A 15,733-nucleotide genomic window follows, 5' to 3' on the forward strand; every position below is an offset into this window, starting at 1 on the left:
TTTCCCCGGAAAGCCGCGATGAACCTTTTTTATTGGGCATCTTCCTCCGCTTGTGTCACCTTGCTCCACAACTCAGGTCAATTAAATTCAAATAGGCTAAGATGCGAATAGAATCGGCCAACAAGGAAACGCTATGTCCCCCTATCGGATCATCAACTGCCATGCCCACGACTATCTGGAACTTGCCTGCATGCGAGGCTATCCGTTACTGATTGAGACGACACAAGGTGATATCCAGAGCGTGGCAATCAATCTGCTCACTTTGGCGGATAAAACGGAATACTTGGTGGTAAGCAATGGTTCGCAGGAGCAACAGATCAGGCTAGATCAGATCCTGGCAATCACGCCGTTGTCGCAACCGGCGGAGTTTGGTCGAGTTCTAATGACTCCCCAAGATGAGTAGGCTTGAAAGCCGCTTTGTCAGCCAAAAGTCGTGACAGATACAGCAAAGTGACCGCGGCCGATGGAATAAACAATCTTTAATCCATTTATAGACGGATTTTTAGACATTTAACACGAATTAGCTATTCACTCAGATAGCCGCACTGATAGAATCGAACCACCATCCAGAAACTATTAGGACCTCCCGATGAGCCTTGAACTACTGTCCAAGCTGGAAACAAAAATCCAAGCGGCACTCGAAACCATTGAGCTACTAAAAATGGAGCTTGAGGAAGAGAAGCAGAAGAACCACACCCTGAGCGAACAAAACCAACAACTCAGCCAAGACCTCAACTCTTGGAACGAAAAAGTCACCGGACTTGTTGGTTTGCTTAACGACGAAGTCAGTGAGTAGTTCTCACGTGAAGCGAAGATCTAAGCCATCTTCGCTTCGTTATGTTGATTTTCGATTAACTCATTCAATTCAATAATGGCGCGTTTTACCTGAGGCAGACTCTGACGCGGCAGCAAAAATTTTCCTTTATCAAACTCCAATCGTCCCAAATCCTTCACCCAGATCACTCCAGACACAAAGATACGGGCATGTTTGACAATTAATTTCGGTGCGTAGACAGGAAAAACTCTCATGAGACCTCCAAGCAAGACTCTGCGTTCTTATTTTTATACTTAACTTCGACAGGATTTTTACCATGTTAGTTTCAATTTTTTGAGCATTTTTTTAGAGAAGCTTGAGCTAGATGCCATAGAACTAAAATTTTGTGTTGTCTATCAGACCAATAGATTAGAACAATAAAAAATTGTCACTTGCCAAATTTTTGACACCCTGTTAGATTGAAACTGTTACTCAGGGTAAATAGAGCTTTATAGCTCGATAACCGTATTTCCATAGCGACCGGAAATACGGTTTTTTTTATTTTGGGCAACAAAAAGGGGCGCTAGGCCCCTTTCGATAACAAGTTGACGATTATTTTAAACTAGTCAGGTAGTAAGCGATCTGCAGCAATTCGTCGTAAGACTTAATCGCACCCGTTTCAACACGGTACTTACCATTCACCACCAAAGCCGGTACGCCAGACAGTTTGGCATTCTCGGTAGCACGCTTCATCTGCGCCATCTGTGCACTCACCATAAATGAGTTCGCCGCAGCATCAAAATCCTTACCATCTATGCCATTGGCAATAAACAGTTTGCGAATATCGTCGCGGCTAGTGAAGCGTTGCTTCTTATCGTGAATCGCAGAGAAGAGAGCATGTTCCATCTTCTCTTCTACCTTCAGCTGGTGAGCCACCGCGAAGGCACGAGACATCTCAGGACCCATTTCACGGCCGATAAACTCTACGTGATTCTGCTTAAAGACCACGCCTTCAGGCAGGTTAGCCTTGATCTGTGGTACCTGAACCTTGGCGAAGTTGTAACAATGTGGACAGTAGAAAGAGAAAAACTCTGCGATCTCTGGCTTGGCAGTTGCCGGGCCTTCATTGATCACTGTGTAGTGAACTCCCTCTTTGTAGTCGGCGGCCAACGCGGCCATAGGGGCAACCAAGAGTGCCAGTGCTACCAATAACGCTTTCTTCATTATGCTTCCTTCTCAGTGCCTAAGCACTACTATGACAATAAGATTGAACATACCTTAAAGTGGTTTGGAGTCCACCTCAAGGGGATAAGTTCATTTTTCTGTTACAAAAACTACGACGCAATTCCCGTTAATTAATAGGGGATCAGGCTGATCGATGGTTCATCTAATTTCGCCAACTGCTCCTTAAACGCCAAGATCTGCTGCTCCCAATATTTCTCCTCACCATACCAGGGGAAGTTCATTGGAAAGGCTGGATCTTGCCAGCGACGACTGAGCCAGGCGTTGTAATGCAACATGCGCATCGCCCGCAATGGCTCAATGAGATGCAACTGGCGATTATCGAAGTCGCAAAACTCCTCGTAAGCCTCAAGCAACACCTCTAACTGCAAGGTCTGCTGCGCACGATCCCCTGCTAACATCATCCAGATATCCTGCACTGCAGGCCCCATCTTGGCATCGTCGAGATCCACAAATCCAGGGCCATCGGGTGTCCACAAAATATTACTGGGGTGCAGATCCCCATGCAGACGAATCGCCTCGGTGGGATATTGATGCCACAAGGATTTCGCCTTGGCCAGCACCTGCTCCACTATGGTGAAATAAGCGGTTTCCAGGCTGGCGGGCACATGTTGAGATGCCTTAAGCCAGGCAAGAGATTCATCCCCCAACAAGGTCGGAGACAGGGTTTCGCGATAGGTAAATGGCCGCTGCTTGGCAAGAAGATGTATACGGCCGATGAAATGCCCCACCTCCTCAAGCTGCGTCAGGTTATCGACTTCAAAGGCCCGCCCGCCCATAGAGGGGAATAGCGCAAACCTGTATCCCTGATAATCATGCAGGGAGCGCCCCTCGATAAGCACAGGCGACGCCACAGGTATCTCCTGAGCCTGCAACTCGGCGCAAAAATCATGCTCCTCCTGGATCTGTTCATTGCTCCAACGTTCTGGGCGATAAAACTTCACCACATAACGTCGACCGAGATCGCAGCGAAACTGGTAAACACGATTCTCATAACTGTTGAGCGTCAGCAGGCCGGTTTCAGGATAGATGCCCACAGATTCGATAGCGTCCATGATCAGATCAGGCGTTAACGCCTGAAAATGAAAGCCTGCGCCTTGCCGAATGTCATTCATCGCTGTGACTCCAATAATGTGGCCAGATAAACCAGCACCTCGACCTCATCGTCGCGCTCGACCGACAACCAGCAAACATCGCCGTAAAATTCATAGTTAAGCTGCAATAGGCTGCCCTCGAAGTCCAGTAGCCATTGATGCCTGTCGGCGCCCCAGTGGCGTTCTATCACTCGGCAATCGAGCGCCTTGACCAGCGCCTCGGCAAACAGCTCAAAACGGTCAAAATCGATTTCAGCAACAATCGACAGACTCTTCGCCTGCGGATCGACGCTAATGGTGCTGATCTTCATCTCTTGATTCATCACTTTACCTAGGGTTACCCCATTCTCTTAACGCTTATTCATTTCATCAGGCTAACTGCTGCAGGACATGATCAGCCCCTGGCCCCACTCGGGTGGCCGCTTGGCAAAGTCTTCTTTATCAGGCTGCTCATCGAAGGGACGAGTCAGTATTTGGTGCAGTTCTGTCAGAGGCTGAGTATTGCCCTCTTCACAGGCGATAATCGCCTCCTGAGCCAGATAATTCCGCAGCACATACTTGGGGTTAACTTGTGCCCTCGCCGCTTGCCAGTTGGCTACATCGCTCACCTTGCCCAAGCGATCTTGATAGTTGCGATACCAGGCGTCAAAACCCGCCAGATCGACAAAGTCATCCCTGAGCGAAGAAAACTGACTGCTCGGGTCCAACTGGGCAAAGCGGCGCCAAGTATTGGTGTGATCCAAACGATTGGCTTCCATCAACTGAGTAAAGGCGCCAATCAGCTTAAGATCTGCTTCATCTTGCTCGCTGCTCGCCGCTTCTGCCGAGCCAATCCCCAATTTGCCGCGCATCAAGACCAGATATGCCTGCACCAGATGGTGCTGGTATGTATTCAAGGCGGCAATTAAGTCATCGGAGGCGATCAGAGGCACAACCGCCTGAGCCAAACGCTGCAGGTTCCACAGGCCGATACCCGGCTGCTGGCCGAAGGCATACCGACCATCTGGATCTGAATGGTTACAGATGAAGTCCTCCTCGAAGGTATCGAGAAAGGCGAAGGGGCCAAAGTCGAAGCTATCGCCGAGTATCGACATGTTATCGGTATTCATCACCCCATGGGCAAAACCTATGGCCTGCCAGTGGGCAATCAACTTAGCCGTATCGGCGACGACCCGGTTAAACCAGGCTATATAACCGGCCTGATCACAGCTTAAATCGGGATAATGTTGGGTCAGGGTAAAGTCGAGCAACTGCTTGAGCTTCTCTTTGCTGCCCTGTTCACTATGACAAAAATATTCGAAATGACCGAAACGAATATGACTCTTGGCCAGACGCACGGTTATCGCCGCTGATTCCTGGGTTTCTCGCCATACCGGTAGATCTGAGCCTATGACCGCTAAGGCACGAGTGGTAGGAATATTGAGATGGTGCAGCGCCTCGGACACCAAAAACTCCCGCACCGCACTGCGCATCACGGCGCGGCCATCACCATGGCGAGAATAGGGCGTCATGCCGGCCCCTTTTAGGGCCACATCCCAATAACCCTGCGGTCCCTCGGCTTCGCCGAGAATAATAGAGCGGCCATCGCCCAGTTGCGGCGAATACCCACCAAACTGATGTCCGCTGTAGACTTGGGCGTAATAACTCGCCCCGTCAATGGCTTGGTTTCCGGCGAGCCCTTGCAGTAGCTGCTCATCGGGCTGTTCGAGACCGATAAGCTTGGCAGCATCTTGGCTCCAGGCTAACCACTGAGGCCGCGGTAAGCCCTGGGGCGTCACCCGAGAATAGAAACCACTGAGCTGATCGACATAATCTTGTTTAAACTTCATTGGCTTGCCCCTAGATTTCACTGGCTTACCAAAGTTTCCATGCGCTGACAGCTAAGCTGATCGTCATCTTTTACCTCGCAGAGGTAACCACATTGATAACGTCCGTTGCCAGTTTGACTCAATTTAACCATACCCGCCCCCTTTGCCAGACACTGGTCGAGTTGCTGATAGTAACCGGCGATATGCTTATCCAAGCTATCTGCGTTCTGCGAAACCGTCTGCTGGGCATCGCTCTTCGCATCCGGATAGTAAAACAGTGTCCACTGTGGCACTTCAGTACACGCCGTTACCGTTAATAGTAACGCCACACTCACTATAAAGCTGCGCATTTTGATCTCCTGTTCACCACAGATTACCGAGCTATGGAGCGTCATCGACGCCCATCTCATATAGAGATAAATGTTCCGGACATAACGCCATTTCCTTTCCATCCATGGGACTCTTGTCAGTCATCCTGCGGATAGGGCATAAATGTTCCAGACATAAAAAAGGCGACACTCAGTTCGCCTCTTTAAGTTTATCTTGACTAGTTTACACGGCTATTGGCCGAGATGCAGTAGATTACTGCTGCGCATTAAATCAGGACTGCGCCTTGGCCTTAGCCTTCTCGATACGGGTGATACGCCCTTCGAAGCCAGTCACAGTGCCGTCGGTCAATCCATAACTGATGGCGGTCTGGCAGACTTTGATGGCGCCATCAAAGTCACCACAGTCGTTTAGCAGAGTGGCTAGGTGCATAAAGCCAACGCCTTTCTCCTGCTCAGGAGCGGGCAAGGCCGCAAACAGTGACTGATAGTAGGGTGACAGAGCTGCACCATATTCACGGTATTCCTCTTGCTTACGCTGCTTATAGCATTCGGCGATCGCCTGTAGCAGCGCCACATGCTTGCCTTCAGCCTCAGGTTCGGCGCGATATTGGGCCAGTGAAGCCGTCAGCTTATCGTTGGCCCAAGACTCATCAGTCACCGCCAGCATCTTGAAGGGTGGCTCTGACTCTGACTCTGGCTCTGGCTCTGGCTCTGGCTCTGGCTCTGGCTCTGGCTCTGGCTCTGGCTCTGGCTCTGGCTCTGGCTCTGGCTCTGGCTCTGGCTCTGGCTCTGGCTCTGGCTCTGGCTCTGGCTCTGGCTCTGGCTCTGGCTCTGGCTCTGGCTCTGGCTCTGGCTCTGGCTCTGGCTCTGGCTCTGGCTCTGGCTCTGGCTCTGGCTCTGGCTCTGGCTCTGGCTCTGGCTCTGGCTCTGGCTCTGGCTCTGGCTCTGGCTCTGGCTCTGGCTCTGGCTCTGGCTCTGGCTCTGGCTCTGGCTCTGGCTCTGGCTCTGGCTCTGGCTCTGGCTCTGGCTCTGGCTCTGGCTCTGGCTCTGGCTCTGGCTCTGGCTCTGGCTCTGGCTCTGGCTCTGGCTCTGGCTCTGGCTCTGGCTCTGGCTCTGGCTCTGGCTCTGGCTCTGGCTCTGGCTCTGCAGCAGCCTGCTCGGGGGCTTTTTCTACCTCAAGCGGCGCATCGGCTGGCTTCACCTCTTTGACAGCCTCTTCAACTGTTTCTTCGACGGCCTGGGCAACTTCTGCCTTTTCGGCAGACTCGAAGGTGATCCCCTCATCAGCTGGGGTCGAAACGACTTTCTCCGCTGCCTGGCTCGGCACATCTACCGCTTCGCCCGATACTATCTTCTCAACCGGCTTCTGGGTTGCTTGTTGCTCTTCTTGTGCCAATCGCTGTGCTCGTTTGTACAAAAACACACCCACTGCTACCAGCAAAATAATGGCTATATATTTCATTATTATCCACCGTTGATTATTCGTGCCCAGTATCAGGCATTTTCATATCGTAAATTTGTCTAGATAGTAACCGATATTATTAGTCGATTCTCTTGCTATAAATCAAATATTTATACCTCTTTTTCCCTCGGGTATCAAAAAGAGCGCCCAAAATCATGCTTAGGGGGTAAAAATAGCGGTTCATCCCTCATCCTTCCGGGGCAATTACGCCAGATAAAAGCACTATTTTGTGCGCATCTTCATAATTTCGAGCACAGCTTTTGTGTTCCATAACGCCTCGGGCTAGGCTAGCTATAACCCAGTAAAGAAGTCGGATATTGTATGAGCCAAGAGATTCTAAGTGGTAAGTTACTGCGAGAGTTTAAAACGATCGCCGCTATGGTACATATCTATTGCAAGGATCATTGCGAGGCAAAGGGCGATGTCGCCAACTGCCCAGCATGCAGTGAATTTCTCGATTATGCTCACACCCGGTTAGACCGCTGCCCCTACGGCCAAGACAAACCCACCTGCAACAAATGCCCCGTGCATTGCTATAAGCCAGAGCCCAAGGCTAAGGCACGTGAGATCATGATCTATTCAGGTCCACGCATGCTGCTGCCCCACCCTATTATGGCCATTCGCCATCTCTGGGCAGAGCGCGGCCCAGTACCGGGCAAGCCACCCGCGGCCGCATCGAATCGTCATCAGCGTCTGGCCAAAGAACAAAAATCGGTCTCTTAAGGTAGGAGTGATAACCCAAGGTTAACCCGTTATTTCCAAGCCGGCATCAGTGGCTTAACCCCAGGCATTTTTTCGCGTTAAACCTGGGCGACAGGCTTGCCTATTAAGCTGTTTTACGTCGACAATGAGCAGCATGAACACACTCTCGCACGGCTTCTTATTTGAAGGATACTGGTGGCTCTCCCTATTGGGCGGCCTGCATTGTATCGGTCTTGCCCTGTATCTGCGTTATCTGTATCACGACCGAAATGACAACCATAAGCTGCTCGGCGCCATCTTTAGCTTACTCGCCCTCTATTTTCTGACCGGCCTACTCAATAACGAAAACTCACCAGTGCCATTAGAGCTACTGTTTGTCTTGATCATCCCGGCCTATTTTCTGTTGATGCCCATGCTCTATCTTTATTGCTATCGCAGCCTACATGATGTCAAACGGCCTATCGGTATGTCGCAACACTTCCTACCTGCCTTCGCCCTAGTCGTCTTGATAGGCCTGAGCATGCTGTTTAGTGACCAGATGCGCCACATCCTTTTGATGCAAGATCTCATACTGCTCAACCATGTCACCTTACTCGGGTCACTACTGCCCGTGCTGCTTATCTTACAAACCTGCTTCTACTTCTTTGCCATCGTAAGATTATTGCGACAATTTAGAGGCCGGGCACACAGGCTCCATCAAGACAGTCTCAAAGACATTAAATTCAGGTGGCTACTGGCCCTTACCCTCGCCTTGTTGACCAACTGGTTAATGCGCATGGGCTTAGTCATACTGCCCTACCTGCTGGGCGATAAGGTGAGCCTGGCAGCGCAGGCAAGTACCCGCCTATTTCTGCTGCTCAGTCTCTATCTACTGGCCCTCTATGGCCTGAAGCAGATCACCATATCAGCCTACCTTAGGGGTCGCCTCTCTCCCGAACTCAAGTCCCAGAATGGCCCTAGCAGCAGTCGTCAACTGCTCGACGCCGAAGAGCTCAACTATCTGCAACAACTGCTGCGATCCGACAAAAAATAATTAACGCAATTTATACCAAAGCGGTTTTGCGTTAATGTATCCGAGCTTAAACACCTCAATAAACAAGAAATACTCAAGCAATCACGACAGAAGGGATCAAGATGGGAAGGGGATATAAACTCACCACACTAGCGGTGATCTGTGCGGGCGCCATGGGGCTAGGAAGCAGCGTTTATGCAGGTGAACGTACTCACCAGATCACCACGGACGACTTTTTTACTATCGGCAACATGGGCAACGTTGAGCTCAGCCCTGACGGCAAACATGCCATCTGGCTGGAGTCCCGCTGGGATAAAGAGCTCGACAAGGCACAAAAAGACCTCTGGCTCATCGATACCAAGTCACGTAAGACCCGTCGCCTGACCTTTACCAACGAGAGCGAGTCCAGCCCTCAGTGGAGTCCTGACGGCAGCTACGTCTACTACCTGGTCAAGCAAACCCGCGAAGAGAACAAAGCCCCCTATAACGGCAAGGCTCAAGTATTTAGAATCGCCGTTAACGGCTCAGAAGCCGTGCCCATCACCAAAGAGGCCGAAGGGGTAAAACAGTTCCAGCTCAGTCAAGATGGTAAGAGCCTCTACTTCCTCGCCAACAAGAGCACCACAGACAAAGATATCTGGGCCGATATGCGTGCCAAACATGGTGCACCTAAATATGGTCATGGCAAGGTTACGACTAACCCCCTCTACAAGTTAGATCTCGACCACTACCAGCAGAGTCTGGTTCTGGACGATAACAAGGTAGTATGGGACTTTAGTGTCACCCCTGATGCGAGTCAGATAGCCCGTATCACCACCCAAGATAACGAACTGGTCAACCTCGAGGGCTGGTCGAACATTGAGGTGTACAACACCCAGTCAAAGCAAAACAAGGTATTAGAAGACACCGCCTGGCGTGAAAAGGCGCCTTCACCTTACGGCTGGCTACTAGGCCTGGCATGGCACCAAGATAACCAACGTCTGGCATTTCGTATCGACTTTGATGGCCATCCAGGCAAGCTGTTTGTGGCTGAACCACAAAATGACAAAGCCAAGCCTATCGAGCTTAAAACCAAGGGTGACACCACCTTCAACTCCAGCGATATCCATTGGCGACCTAACAGCGACGAGCTCTGTTACCGCGGTTACGACCACGCCAGGGTAAAACTCTTCTGTAGCGAGATAGATGGTCAATCACAGGGCGACACTCGTACCGTGCTGGCCGGTGATCTGGTGATGGGCAGCTATAGTTTCAGCCAAGACGGTACGAAACTGGCCTTCAGCCACAATGGTCTGGAGCATTTCAGCGATCTTTTCATCGCCGACGCCGCCAGTAAGAAGGCCAAATACAAGCGCCTGACCAATATCAACCCTCAGGTCGACAGCTGGATTTTGCCAGAGATCTCCGTGGTGAAATGGACGGCGCCAGATGGCAGTCAGGTAGAGGGAATACTGGATCTTCCCGCAGGCTACAAGAAGAGTGACGGCCCACTGCCGCTGATCGTACAGATCCACGGCGGCCCTACCTCTGCCACGCCGTACGCGCTGCAACACAGATCTTATGGCCGCAGCACTTTTACCGCCAACGGCTGGGCACTCCTGTCACCCAACTATCGTGGTTCCACTGGCTATGGTGACAAGTTCCTCACGGATCTCGTTGGCCATGAGCATGAGATTGAAGTGGCCGACATCATGGCCGGTGTCGATCACCTGATCAAGCAAGGCATTGCCGATGGCGACAAGATGGCGGTAATGGGCTGGAGCAACGGCGGCTACCTCACCAACGCCCTTATCAGCACCACCAACCGCTTTAAGGCCGCCAGCTCCGGCGCCGGCGTGTTCGACCAGCGTTTGCAGTGGATGCTTGAGGACACCCCAGGCCATGTGATCAACTTTATGCAGGGACTGCCCTGGGAGAAACCTGAGGCCTATACCCACGGCTCGTCACTGACCCACGCCGACAAGATCAAGACACCGACCCTGATCCACATAGGCGAGAACGATCAGCGTGTGCCTGTTGGACATGCTCAAGGCCTATATCGTGCCCTGAAGCACTACCTGGATGTTCCGGTCGAACTCGTGGTGTATCCGGGCGAAGGCCATGGGCTGAGCAAATACCAGCACAGACAGGCCAAGATGGACTGGGACAAGCAATGGTTTGAGCACTATGTTCTGGGTAAAAGCCTCAACGAGACAAAGTAAACTTAACCAGAGCTGACACAAAACAAGAAAGCGCCAATTTTGGCGCTTTTTTCATCAACTTCCATTTTCAATCCTCCTTAAGGCAGACTATGCTAAAGCCATCGAGATCAATGGAGGTCATCATGCAAAAGTATCTGTCTACCTTAATTTTAAGTTGTTGTGTTGCTTTGGGATTACTGACATCCCCCATGACACTCGCCGCCGACAGCTACGCTGAGGCGATCGCCAACTTCAAAAAAGCTCCCGACACTCAGAGTTTCTTTAACACAGCCTATGGTTACGCCATCTTTCCCACCGTCGGTAAGGGCGGTATAGGTATAGGTGCAGCCTACGGTAAGGGCCGGGTCTATAAGGGTGGCGTTCACACTGGCGACTCCAGCCTGTCACAGCTTTCCATCGGTTTTCAGCTAGGTGGCCAGGCCTATAGCGAGATCATCTTCTTCAAAGATGCCAAAGCTTATCAAGAGTTCACCAGTGGCAGTTTCGAGTTTGGTGCCAGCGCCTCGGCTGTCGCCATCAATGTCGGCGCCAATGCCCAAGTGGGCACCACGGGCAACTCTGCGGCCGCCGGTCAATCAGGTGCCAACAAGGCCGCCAGCGCCGCCTACATCAACGGCATGGCAATTTTCACCGCCGCCAAAGGTGGCCTGATGTATGAGGCTGCGCTCGCAGGGCAATCCTTTACCTTTGACCCCAAATAAGGGGCTATCTGAGAGGGAGTCAGATGGCTCCCTCCTTCTAGGTGAACTTCTTCCTAATTCAGGCATTTAACGGTGGTTTGAAACCACAACTTGATGGTTGATTGACAGGGTTACGCATCAGCCTTAGCTTCATGAAAGCAGGTCAGCAGTAGCATTAGCCTTCATTGTTTTGAATTGCTTGCAGCAGGCTCTATGTGCAGGTACTTCTGTGACACGCCACAAGTACGCTCCCTGTAGGCTCTACCGTGACATCCCTGTCACGGAAGGTCACAGCAGCACCTACACTAAGTTTTCCATCTCTTCGATTTGACCGCTTTGGATCCTCACTGGACCATCAAAAGCAAAACATATTTGGACAAAAATGAGTTAGAACTTTAGAGTTATGTATGTGAGCTTCAGATTAATGTTTTTATGTGCTAACGCCTTGCTCAACGGAAAATTGGGGGCGTAGCGAGTAATTTTTCCGAGTGCAGCAACTTGTTAGCCATTCTCTTGCTCCACTTCCCGCATTCTAAGCTGTCGCTCTGCTTCACGCTCTTGCATATATGACGCTACATTAGATTTAATTTCTTCAGTATTTATAGCTGCAATAATTTGCTCGAATTCCTTGATGGATTTGATTGCATTATCTACATCCTCTCGAGTCGGTTCACCACGGCCATGAGCAGCCATGTTTCTCAACTTTCTTGTTTCGTGCATCTTGCTAGCAAGATCATCTGGGATGGACACACCGAAACGCTCTAAATAGGAAGGAGACATTATATACCAAGGAGGTCTACGCCTAAGTTCTTGTTCCAGGCCAACGCTTTCTCCAAATTCTATTGTTTTCTTCTCAAGGTATGTCATTGCAGCTAACAGAGCACCGAGAGAATGTACTTTTGCAAGGTTCCTTAAGTTCTCAAGCTCTGAGTCATTCTGAGGATTTCGCATTTGAAATGCCAGCAAATCGCTTTCTTCAACAAATTGAGAGATAACCTCTTCAAAATCTTGATCATAATGCTCTCTGAGAACTTCTTTGAAAAAATCAATAGCAATATTCATATAGAAGATCGCTGTTAATTCATTGGGAGAACCAAATCTGTGCTGAAGAGCATTACGTTCGTCTATTAACAGCTCAATCTTATTCAAATAGGGGATAGGAGTTTACTTATCTGCAAGAGACTTTATGCAGCCGTGAATAGTTATAGTTTCTTTTGGGCTTTTATATATTGACTCACCGGAATCTAGCACTAAGTCCTTTAGTATAAGTTCAATAGCATTGGCCAAATGAAGAATAACCAGTTTACGGTCAAGCTCCTTCTGCCCATTATAGTGCGTGAAAGAGTGACCTAGTAACTCCATTGCACTCTGGAATAACGGTGATTCAATTGCCACAGGATCTCCTTTGTATGGCTAACGCCTTTAGCAGCGGCGCCTAACGCGTAGTTTGCTTTGTGTTAATTTGTAGCGAAGCGACAACACAAAGAAAACGGAGTGTTGGGCGTCCTAGCGCACGTGTTTTTGTGCGCGATTGCTGCCTAAACTTGTTAGGTGCAACCCATTAATATAGCGACTTACATTGAGCCAGTAGCTCTGATACTAATTTCTTACCGGCCGGATTCAGGTGCTTTTCTTCTGGGTTAGAGATATAAGGTGAATTAGGCATATCTATTTTCATGCACTCATTCTTAATCTTATTGAGTTCTGGATGCTTAATATCACAAGACTCAAAATAGTCCCACTCCTTCCAATCTACTTCGTCGTTTATCCAAGACTCTAATATTCCGGCTATTTCTTCAGGTGTTCTTTCAACAGGATCAGTATTATGAGCCAGTGCAAAAACACCAACTAGAATAAGCAAGCCAATAATTATCGAGATGATCCAGATCACGATTTCACCTAACGCCACAATATGGGGCGCACAAATGCATGGCTATACTGTATGCGCCCCATGAACCCACGGGGCGATATTTTTAATGTTTGAAGTTCCAAGGTAGGAGCGCATCGATATCTGGCTCAGCTTTCGCTAGCTCTTTCATGCACTTGACCATGTAGTCGTAAAGGATAAGGCCATTGGCTTTTGCTGTCTCGACGATACTGTAAAGCATTGCGCTCGCTTCAGCCCCGTTAGGATTGGTCGAGAAGAGCCAGTTCTTCCTGCCTATAACCAGCGGTTTAATTGCTCGCTCTGCACGATTATTGTCTATCGATAAATGACCGTCATCGATATAGCGGATAAGCTTCGGCCATTGCCCGAGCGTATATTTTATCGCTTTACCCAGCGGGCTAGACGCTATCACTTGTTGAGTCGTCATCCATTTGTGCAACTCACCCAGTATCGGCTTGGCATACAGTTGTCGCTCTGCTTTTCTCTTTTCAGCAGACGCACCTTTTAAGCGAGATTCGATTCCATAGAGCTTCTGGATTTTGGCCAGCGCTTTATCCGCTTTGCCTGACTTACCTTTACCCTGAAGCTTTTTCGCATCCATGAACTTACGACGTGCGTGAGCGAAGCAACCAACATTGGTCACTTGGTGTAGACCGTCATAAGCACCATAGCCATCGGTTTGCAGGTAACCACTGTAATCCCCCAAGAAGGCAACAGGGCATGCCCTCGCGCGACTGTTTTGATAGTCGTACAAGGCGATATTCTTCACATTAGGCAGTGCTGCGCCTGGCGAGTCTGCGCCCGAGCAGTAAAGCCACATGTAGCATTGCTTATCTTCCTTGAGGACATTGAGCGGCGTTTCATCCGCCTGAACCACCACTTGCTCTAGCAGGTGCGCTTTCAAGGCCACGTAAAGTGGTGCGAACTTTTCACTGACTTGGATAACCCACCTTGCCATGGTGGTTCGTGATAGTTCGATACCCGATTGGGTAAACAACGACTCTTGGCGGTAAAGTGGCATCGCGTATTGGTATTTGCCTAGGATAATATTAGCCAGCAAGCTTTCTGTCGCGAAGCTTTTAGGGATGATGCACTGCGGCGCTGGCTTTTGAACAATGTGGCTTTTGTCTTCAGTTTGCTCGCACTGACGGCAAGCATATTTCGGACGTACATATTCCAGCACTTTGAGTACCGCTGGCGTGAACTCAAGTTTCTCGCTACGGTCTTCACCGATTTTATGAAGGTCATGATTGCAGCACGCACACTGTTTTTCGTTGTCATCTAAATCGAGTTCGATAACCTCACGAGGCAAGGTCATTAGAGGCTTACGCTTACCGCGTTTCTTCGTTGTGGTGGTCGTCGTGACCTCAACCTCTTCTTCCTTAGCGGCTTCACATTCCACTTCGTTGAAGAGGTCACCTTGAGATGCATCGTAAGGCTTTAACGCCTCCGAGCGTTTAGCGAACTGTCGGTCGAAGGCGAGCTTGAGCTGTTCAAGTAGCGATTGGCGCTCTTGTTTCCATTGGGTTTCTGACGCCATTAGCGCTTTCACCATCGCTTGTAGCTCGGCAACATCTTGACTTTCTGGGTTGATATTTGGCGTCTTTTTCATGGCATTTATTATACTAATAATCATGCCGTTAACGCTTGGTGGATAAGACTTTATTTATCGATTAAATCATTGTGAAATCGTTTATTTTGATGGGTTTGTGGCCGATAATCGTGAAGCCTGAAAGCAGTCTGTCAAGCTCGAATTGAGTCAGGGTAAACACTTCGTTTTTCTCTTTTGATGGCCACTTGTACTTGGCTTTTTCGAGGCGCTTGTACCAAAGAGCAAAGCCTGTTTTATCCCAGTACAACACTTTGATTTTATCGCGCTGTTTATTGGTGAACAGGAACAGTGCGCCACTTCCCAAGGGTAAGTCGGTGTCACTTTCGATAATTGCAGCAAGACCGTTGATGGACTTTCTAAAATCCACGAACTCCCGATACAGGTAAACATTCGGAGCGCTGAGCATTCTCTTCATGACAGCGCACCGATAAGCTCTGCCAGATAGGCCACTGGCGTGCCTTGTGGAATGCTCAGTTCAACATCATTGACGAGCAGTGTCATGTTAGCCGTTGCTATTTGAGCTTGATACTTAATTGTCTTTTCGACGACGTCAGCTCGGACAAAGCCCAGAGATACGTCAGTTTTATTGAGTTGCTGACGCTTGGCATAGAACGTTGAGGGGTTGAGCTCATTGAGCTTGCAAAATGCGAGTGTTGATAATGAACTCGATTCAGATTGCTCGATAAGCGTTTGCCATTCTTGGTTGGTGCGTCGTTTTCCCATTTTAAATCTCCTTGTGGTTGGAGACTTGATCTTATTCTGCGTGTTAGGTGATTAGAATGCGGGGTTTATGAGGCGCTTACGCTATACTTAGCCACGAATAAAAATAAAGGGGGTCAGAGTTACCTTTATAAGGGAGTTGATTGGCGTGTGGAGATTGGCTTTTTCATTCCCTGAATGGCGTGGTCGATGTTTGACTCGAGCAGGCCTAACTCTGTCCTTAAGTGGT

The 15,733-nt window shown here is 49.6% G+C and carries 19 protein-coding genes; 6 read left to right on the forward strand and 13 right to left on the reverse strand.

What is annotated here, in order from left to right:
- Positions 1-133 precede the first annotated feature (133 nt).
- Positions 134-403 carry a Rho-binding antiterminator gene (locus NY07_RS16100; RefSeq protein ID WP_033540388.1) on the forward strand — a complete coding sequence of 90 codons (270 nt, stop codon included), beginning with the start codon at positions 134-136 and terminating at the stop codon, positions 401-403.
- A gap of 186 nt (positions 404-589) precedes the next feature.
- Positions 590-796: a cell division protein ZapB gene (locus NY07_RS16105; RefSeq protein ID WP_033540389.1), complete on the forward strand. Its 207-nt coding sequence runs from the start codon at positions 590-592 to the stop codon at positions 794-796.
- A gap of 20 nt (positions 797-816) precedes the next feature.
- On the opposite strand, the gene NY07_RS16110 is transcribed toward NY07_RS16105, so the two are convergent.
- The 7 genes from NY07_RS16110 to NY07_RS19740 form a co-directional block, all read right to left on the reverse strand.
- The gene (locus NY07_RS16110) at positions 817-1,029 is read right to left on the reverse strand and encodes a DUF1107 domain-containing protein (protein WP_033540390.1); all 213 of its coding nucleotides are present in this window, start codon (positions 1,027-1,029) and stop codon (positions 817-819) included.
- 337 nt (positions 1,030-1,366) lie between these two features.
- A complete protein-coding gene (locus NY07_RS16115) occupies positions 1,367-1,978 on the reverse strand; it encodes a thiol:disulfide interchange protein DsbA/DsbL (protein WP_033540391.1) in 612 nt (203 codons plus the stop codon).
- 131 nt (positions 1,979-2,109) lie between these two features.
- Positions 2,110-3,111 carry a serine/threonine protein kinase gene (locus NY07_RS16120; RefSeq protein WP_033540392.1) on the reverse strand — a complete coding sequence of 334 codons (1,002 nt, stop codon included), beginning with the start codon at positions 3,109-3,111 and terminating at the stop codon, positions 2,110-2,112.
- Positions 3,108-3,413 (reverse strand): DUF3630 family protein, encoded by a 306-nt coding sequence (locus NY07_RS16125; RefSeq protein WP_373681765.1) that lies wholly within the window; start codon positions 3,411-3,413, stop codon positions 3,108-3,110. Before NY07_RS16125 ends, NY07_RS16120 begins: the two co-directional genes overlap by 4 nt.
- A 51-nt stretch (positions 3,414-3,464) precedes the next feature.
- The gene (locus NY07_RS16130; RefSeq protein WP_033540393.1) at positions 3,465-4,919 is read right to left on the reverse strand and encodes a protein adenylyltransferase SelO; all 1,455 of its coding nucleotides are present in this window, start codon (positions 4,917-4,919) and stop codon (positions 3,465-3,467) included.
- Between the two features lie 17 nt (positions 4,920-4,936).
- The gene (locus tag NY07_RS16135) at positions 4,937-5,248 is read right to left on the reverse strand and encodes a hypothetical protein (protein ID WP_052125836.1); all 312 of its coding nucleotides are present in this window, start codon (positions 5,246-5,248) and stop codon (positions 4,937-4,939) included.
- Positions 5,249-5,498: 250 nt separating this feature from the next.
- Positions 5,499-6,689 (reverse strand): hypothetical protein, encoded by a 1,191-nt coding sequence (locus tag NY07_RS19740; protein WP_037404378.1) that lies wholly within the window; start codon positions 6,687-6,689, stop codon positions 5,499-5,501.
- A 321-nt stretch (positions 6,690-7,010) separates the two neighbouring features.
- On the opposite strand from NY07_RS19740, the gene NY07_RS16150 reads away from it, so the two are divergent.
- The 4 genes from NY07_RS16150 to NY07_RS16165 all read left to right on the forward strand — a co-directional run bounded on the left by NY07_RS16150 (position 7,011) and on the right by NY07_RS16165 (position 11,305).
- Complete coding sequence (locus tag NY07_RS16150) at positions 7,011-7,412, forward strand: nitrous oxide-stimulated promoter family protein (RefSeq protein ID WP_033540394.1); 402 nt, start codon at positions 7,011-7,013, stop codon at positions 7,410-7,412.
- Between the two features lie 124 nt (positions 7,413-7,536).
- The gene (locus tag NY07_RS16155; RefSeq protein WP_033540395.1) at positions 7,537-8,424 is read left to right on the forward strand and encodes a hypothetical protein; all 888 of its coding nucleotides are present in this window, start codon (positions 7,537-7,539) and stop codon (positions 8,422-8,424) included.
- Positions 8,425-8,525: 101 nt separating this feature from the next.
- Complete coding sequence (locus tag NY07_RS16160; RefSeq protein ID WP_033540396.1) at positions 8,526-10,604, forward strand: S9 family peptidase; 2,079 nt, start codon at positions 8,526-8,528, stop codon at positions 10,602-10,604.
- Positions 10,605-10,792: 188 nt separating this feature from the next.
- On the forward strand, positions 10,793-11,305 hold the full coding sequence (locus NY07_RS16165; protein ID WP_373681772.1) for a YSC84-related protein: 513 nt from the start codon (positions 10,793-10,795) through the stop codon (positions 11,303-11,305).
- Between the two features lie 480 nt (positions 11,306-11,785).
- Here NY07_RS16165 and NY07_RS19655 read toward each other — a convergent pair whose 3' ends face one another.
- The 6 genes from NY07_RS19655 to tnpA form a co-directional block, all read right to left on the reverse strand.
- Positions 11,786-12,346, reverse strand: a complete 561-nt coding sequence (locus NY07_RS19655; protein ID WP_200884310.1) for a hypothetical protein — start codon at positions 12,344-12,346, stop codon at positions 11,786-11,788.
- 102 nt (positions 12,347-12,448) lie between these two features.
- Positions 12,449-12,679 carry a hypothetical protein gene (locus NY07_RS19660; RefSeq protein WP_200884311.1) on the reverse strand — a complete coding sequence of 77 codons (231 nt, stop codon included), beginning with the start codon at positions 12,677-12,679 and terminating at the stop codon, positions 12,449-12,451.
- Positions 12,680-12,845: 166 nt separating this feature from the next.
- Complete coding sequence (locus NY07_RS16175) at positions 12,846-13,175, reverse strand: hypothetical protein (protein WP_033540397.1); 330 nt, start codon at positions 13,173-13,175, stop codon at positions 12,846-12,848.
- A gap of 82 nt (positions 13,176-13,257) precedes the next feature.
- The gene (tnpC, locus tag NY07_RS16180) at positions 13,258-14,784 is read right to left on the reverse strand and encodes an IS66 family transposase (protein ID WP_033540441.1); all 1,527 of its coding nucleotides are present in this window, start codon (positions 14,782-14,784) and stop codon (positions 13,258-13,260) included.
- 61 nt (positions 14,785-14,845) lie between these two features.
- Complete coding sequence (gene tnpB / locus NY07_RS16185) at positions 14,846-15,199, reverse strand: IS66 family insertion sequence element accessory protein TnpB (RefSeq protein WP_033540398.1); 354 nt, start codon at positions 15,197-15,199, stop codon at positions 14,846-14,848.
- On the reverse strand, positions 15,196-15,507 hold the full coding sequence (gene tnpA / locus NY07_RS16190) for an IS66 family insertion sequence element accessory protein TnpA (protein WP_033540399.1): 312 nt from the start codon (positions 15,505-15,507) through the stop codon (positions 15,196-15,198). The genes tnpB and tnpA overlap by 4 nt, the downstream gene beginning before the upstream one ends.
- Positions 15,508-15,733: the final 226 nt, after the last annotated feature.

Origin of the sequence: Shewanella sp. ECSMB14101 (assembly GCF_000773485.1) — a bacterium.
Taxonomy (GTDB): domain Bacteria; phylum Pseudomonadota; class Gammaproteobacteria; order Enterobacterales; family Shewanellaceae; genus Shewanella; species Shewanella marisflavi.

Bases quoted from the DNA above. Each gene is read 5' to 3' on its own strand.
- NY07_RS16100 (WP_033540388.1), top strand. From the start codon at position 134: ATGTCCCCCTATCGGATCATCAACTGCCATGCCCACGACTATCTGGAA.
- NY07_RS16105 (WP_033540389.1), top strand. From the start codon at position 590: ATGAGCCTTGAACTACTGTCCAAGCTGGAAACAAAAATCCAAGCGGCA.
- NY07_RS16110 (WP_033540390.1), bottom strand. From the start codon at position 1,029: ATGAGAGTTTTTCCTGTCTACGCACCGAAATTAATTGTCAAACATGCC.
- NY07_RS16115 (WP_033540391.1), bottom strand. From the start codon at position 1,978: ATGAAGAAAGCGTTATTGGTAGCACTGGCACTCTTGGTTGCCCCTATG.
- NY07_RS16120 (WP_033540392.1), bottom strand. From the start codon at position 3,111: ATGAATGACATTCGGCAAGGCGCAGGCTTTCATTTTCAGGCGTTAACG.
- NY07_RS16125 (WP_373681765.1), bottom strand. From the start codon at position 3,413: ATGAATCAAGAGATGAAGATCAGCACCATTAGCGTCGATCCGCAGGCG.
- NY07_RS16130 (WP_033540393.1), bottom strand. From the start codon at position 4,919: ATGAAGTTTAAACAAGATTATGTCGATCAGCTCAGTGGTTTCTATTCT.
- NY07_RS16135 (WP_052125836.1), bottom strand. From the start codon at position 5,248: ATGCGCAGCTTTATAGTGAGTGTGGCGTTACTATTAACGGTAACGGCG.
- NY07_RS19740 (WP_037404378.1), bottom strand. From the start codon at position 6,689: ATGAAATATATAGCCATTATTTTGCTGGTAGCAGTGGGTGTGTTTTTG.
- NY07_RS16150 (WP_033540394.1), top strand. From the start codon at position 7,011: ATGAGCCAAGAGATTCTAAGTGGTAAGTTACTGCGAGAGTTTAAAACG.
- NY07_RS16155 (WP_033540395.1), top strand. From the start codon at position 7,537: ATGAGCAGCATGAACACACTCTCGCACGGCTTCTTATTTGAAGGATAC.
- NY07_RS16160 (WP_033540396.1), top strand. From the start codon at position 8,526: ATGGGAAGGGGATATAAACTCACCACACTAGCGGTGATCTGTGCGGGC.
- NY07_RS16165 (WP_373681772.1), top strand. From the start codon at position 10,793: ATGACACTCGCCGCCGACAGCTACGCTGAGGCGATCGCCAACTTCAAA.
- NY07_RS19655 (WP_200884310.1), bottom strand. From the start codon at position 12,346: ATGAATATTGCTATTGATTTTTTCAAAGAAGTTCTCAGAGAGCATTAT.
- tnpC (WP_033540441.1), bottom strand. From the start codon at position 14,784: ATGAAAAAGACGCCAAATATCAACCCAGAAAGTCAAGATGTTGCCGAG.
- tnpB (WP_033540398.1), bottom strand. From the start codon at position 15,199: ATGAAGAGAATGCTCAGCGCTCCGAATGTTTACCTGTATCGGGAGTTC.
- tnpA (WP_033540399.1), bottom strand. From the start codon at position 15,507: ATGGGAAAACGACGCACCAACCAAGAATGGCAAACGCTTATCGAGCAA.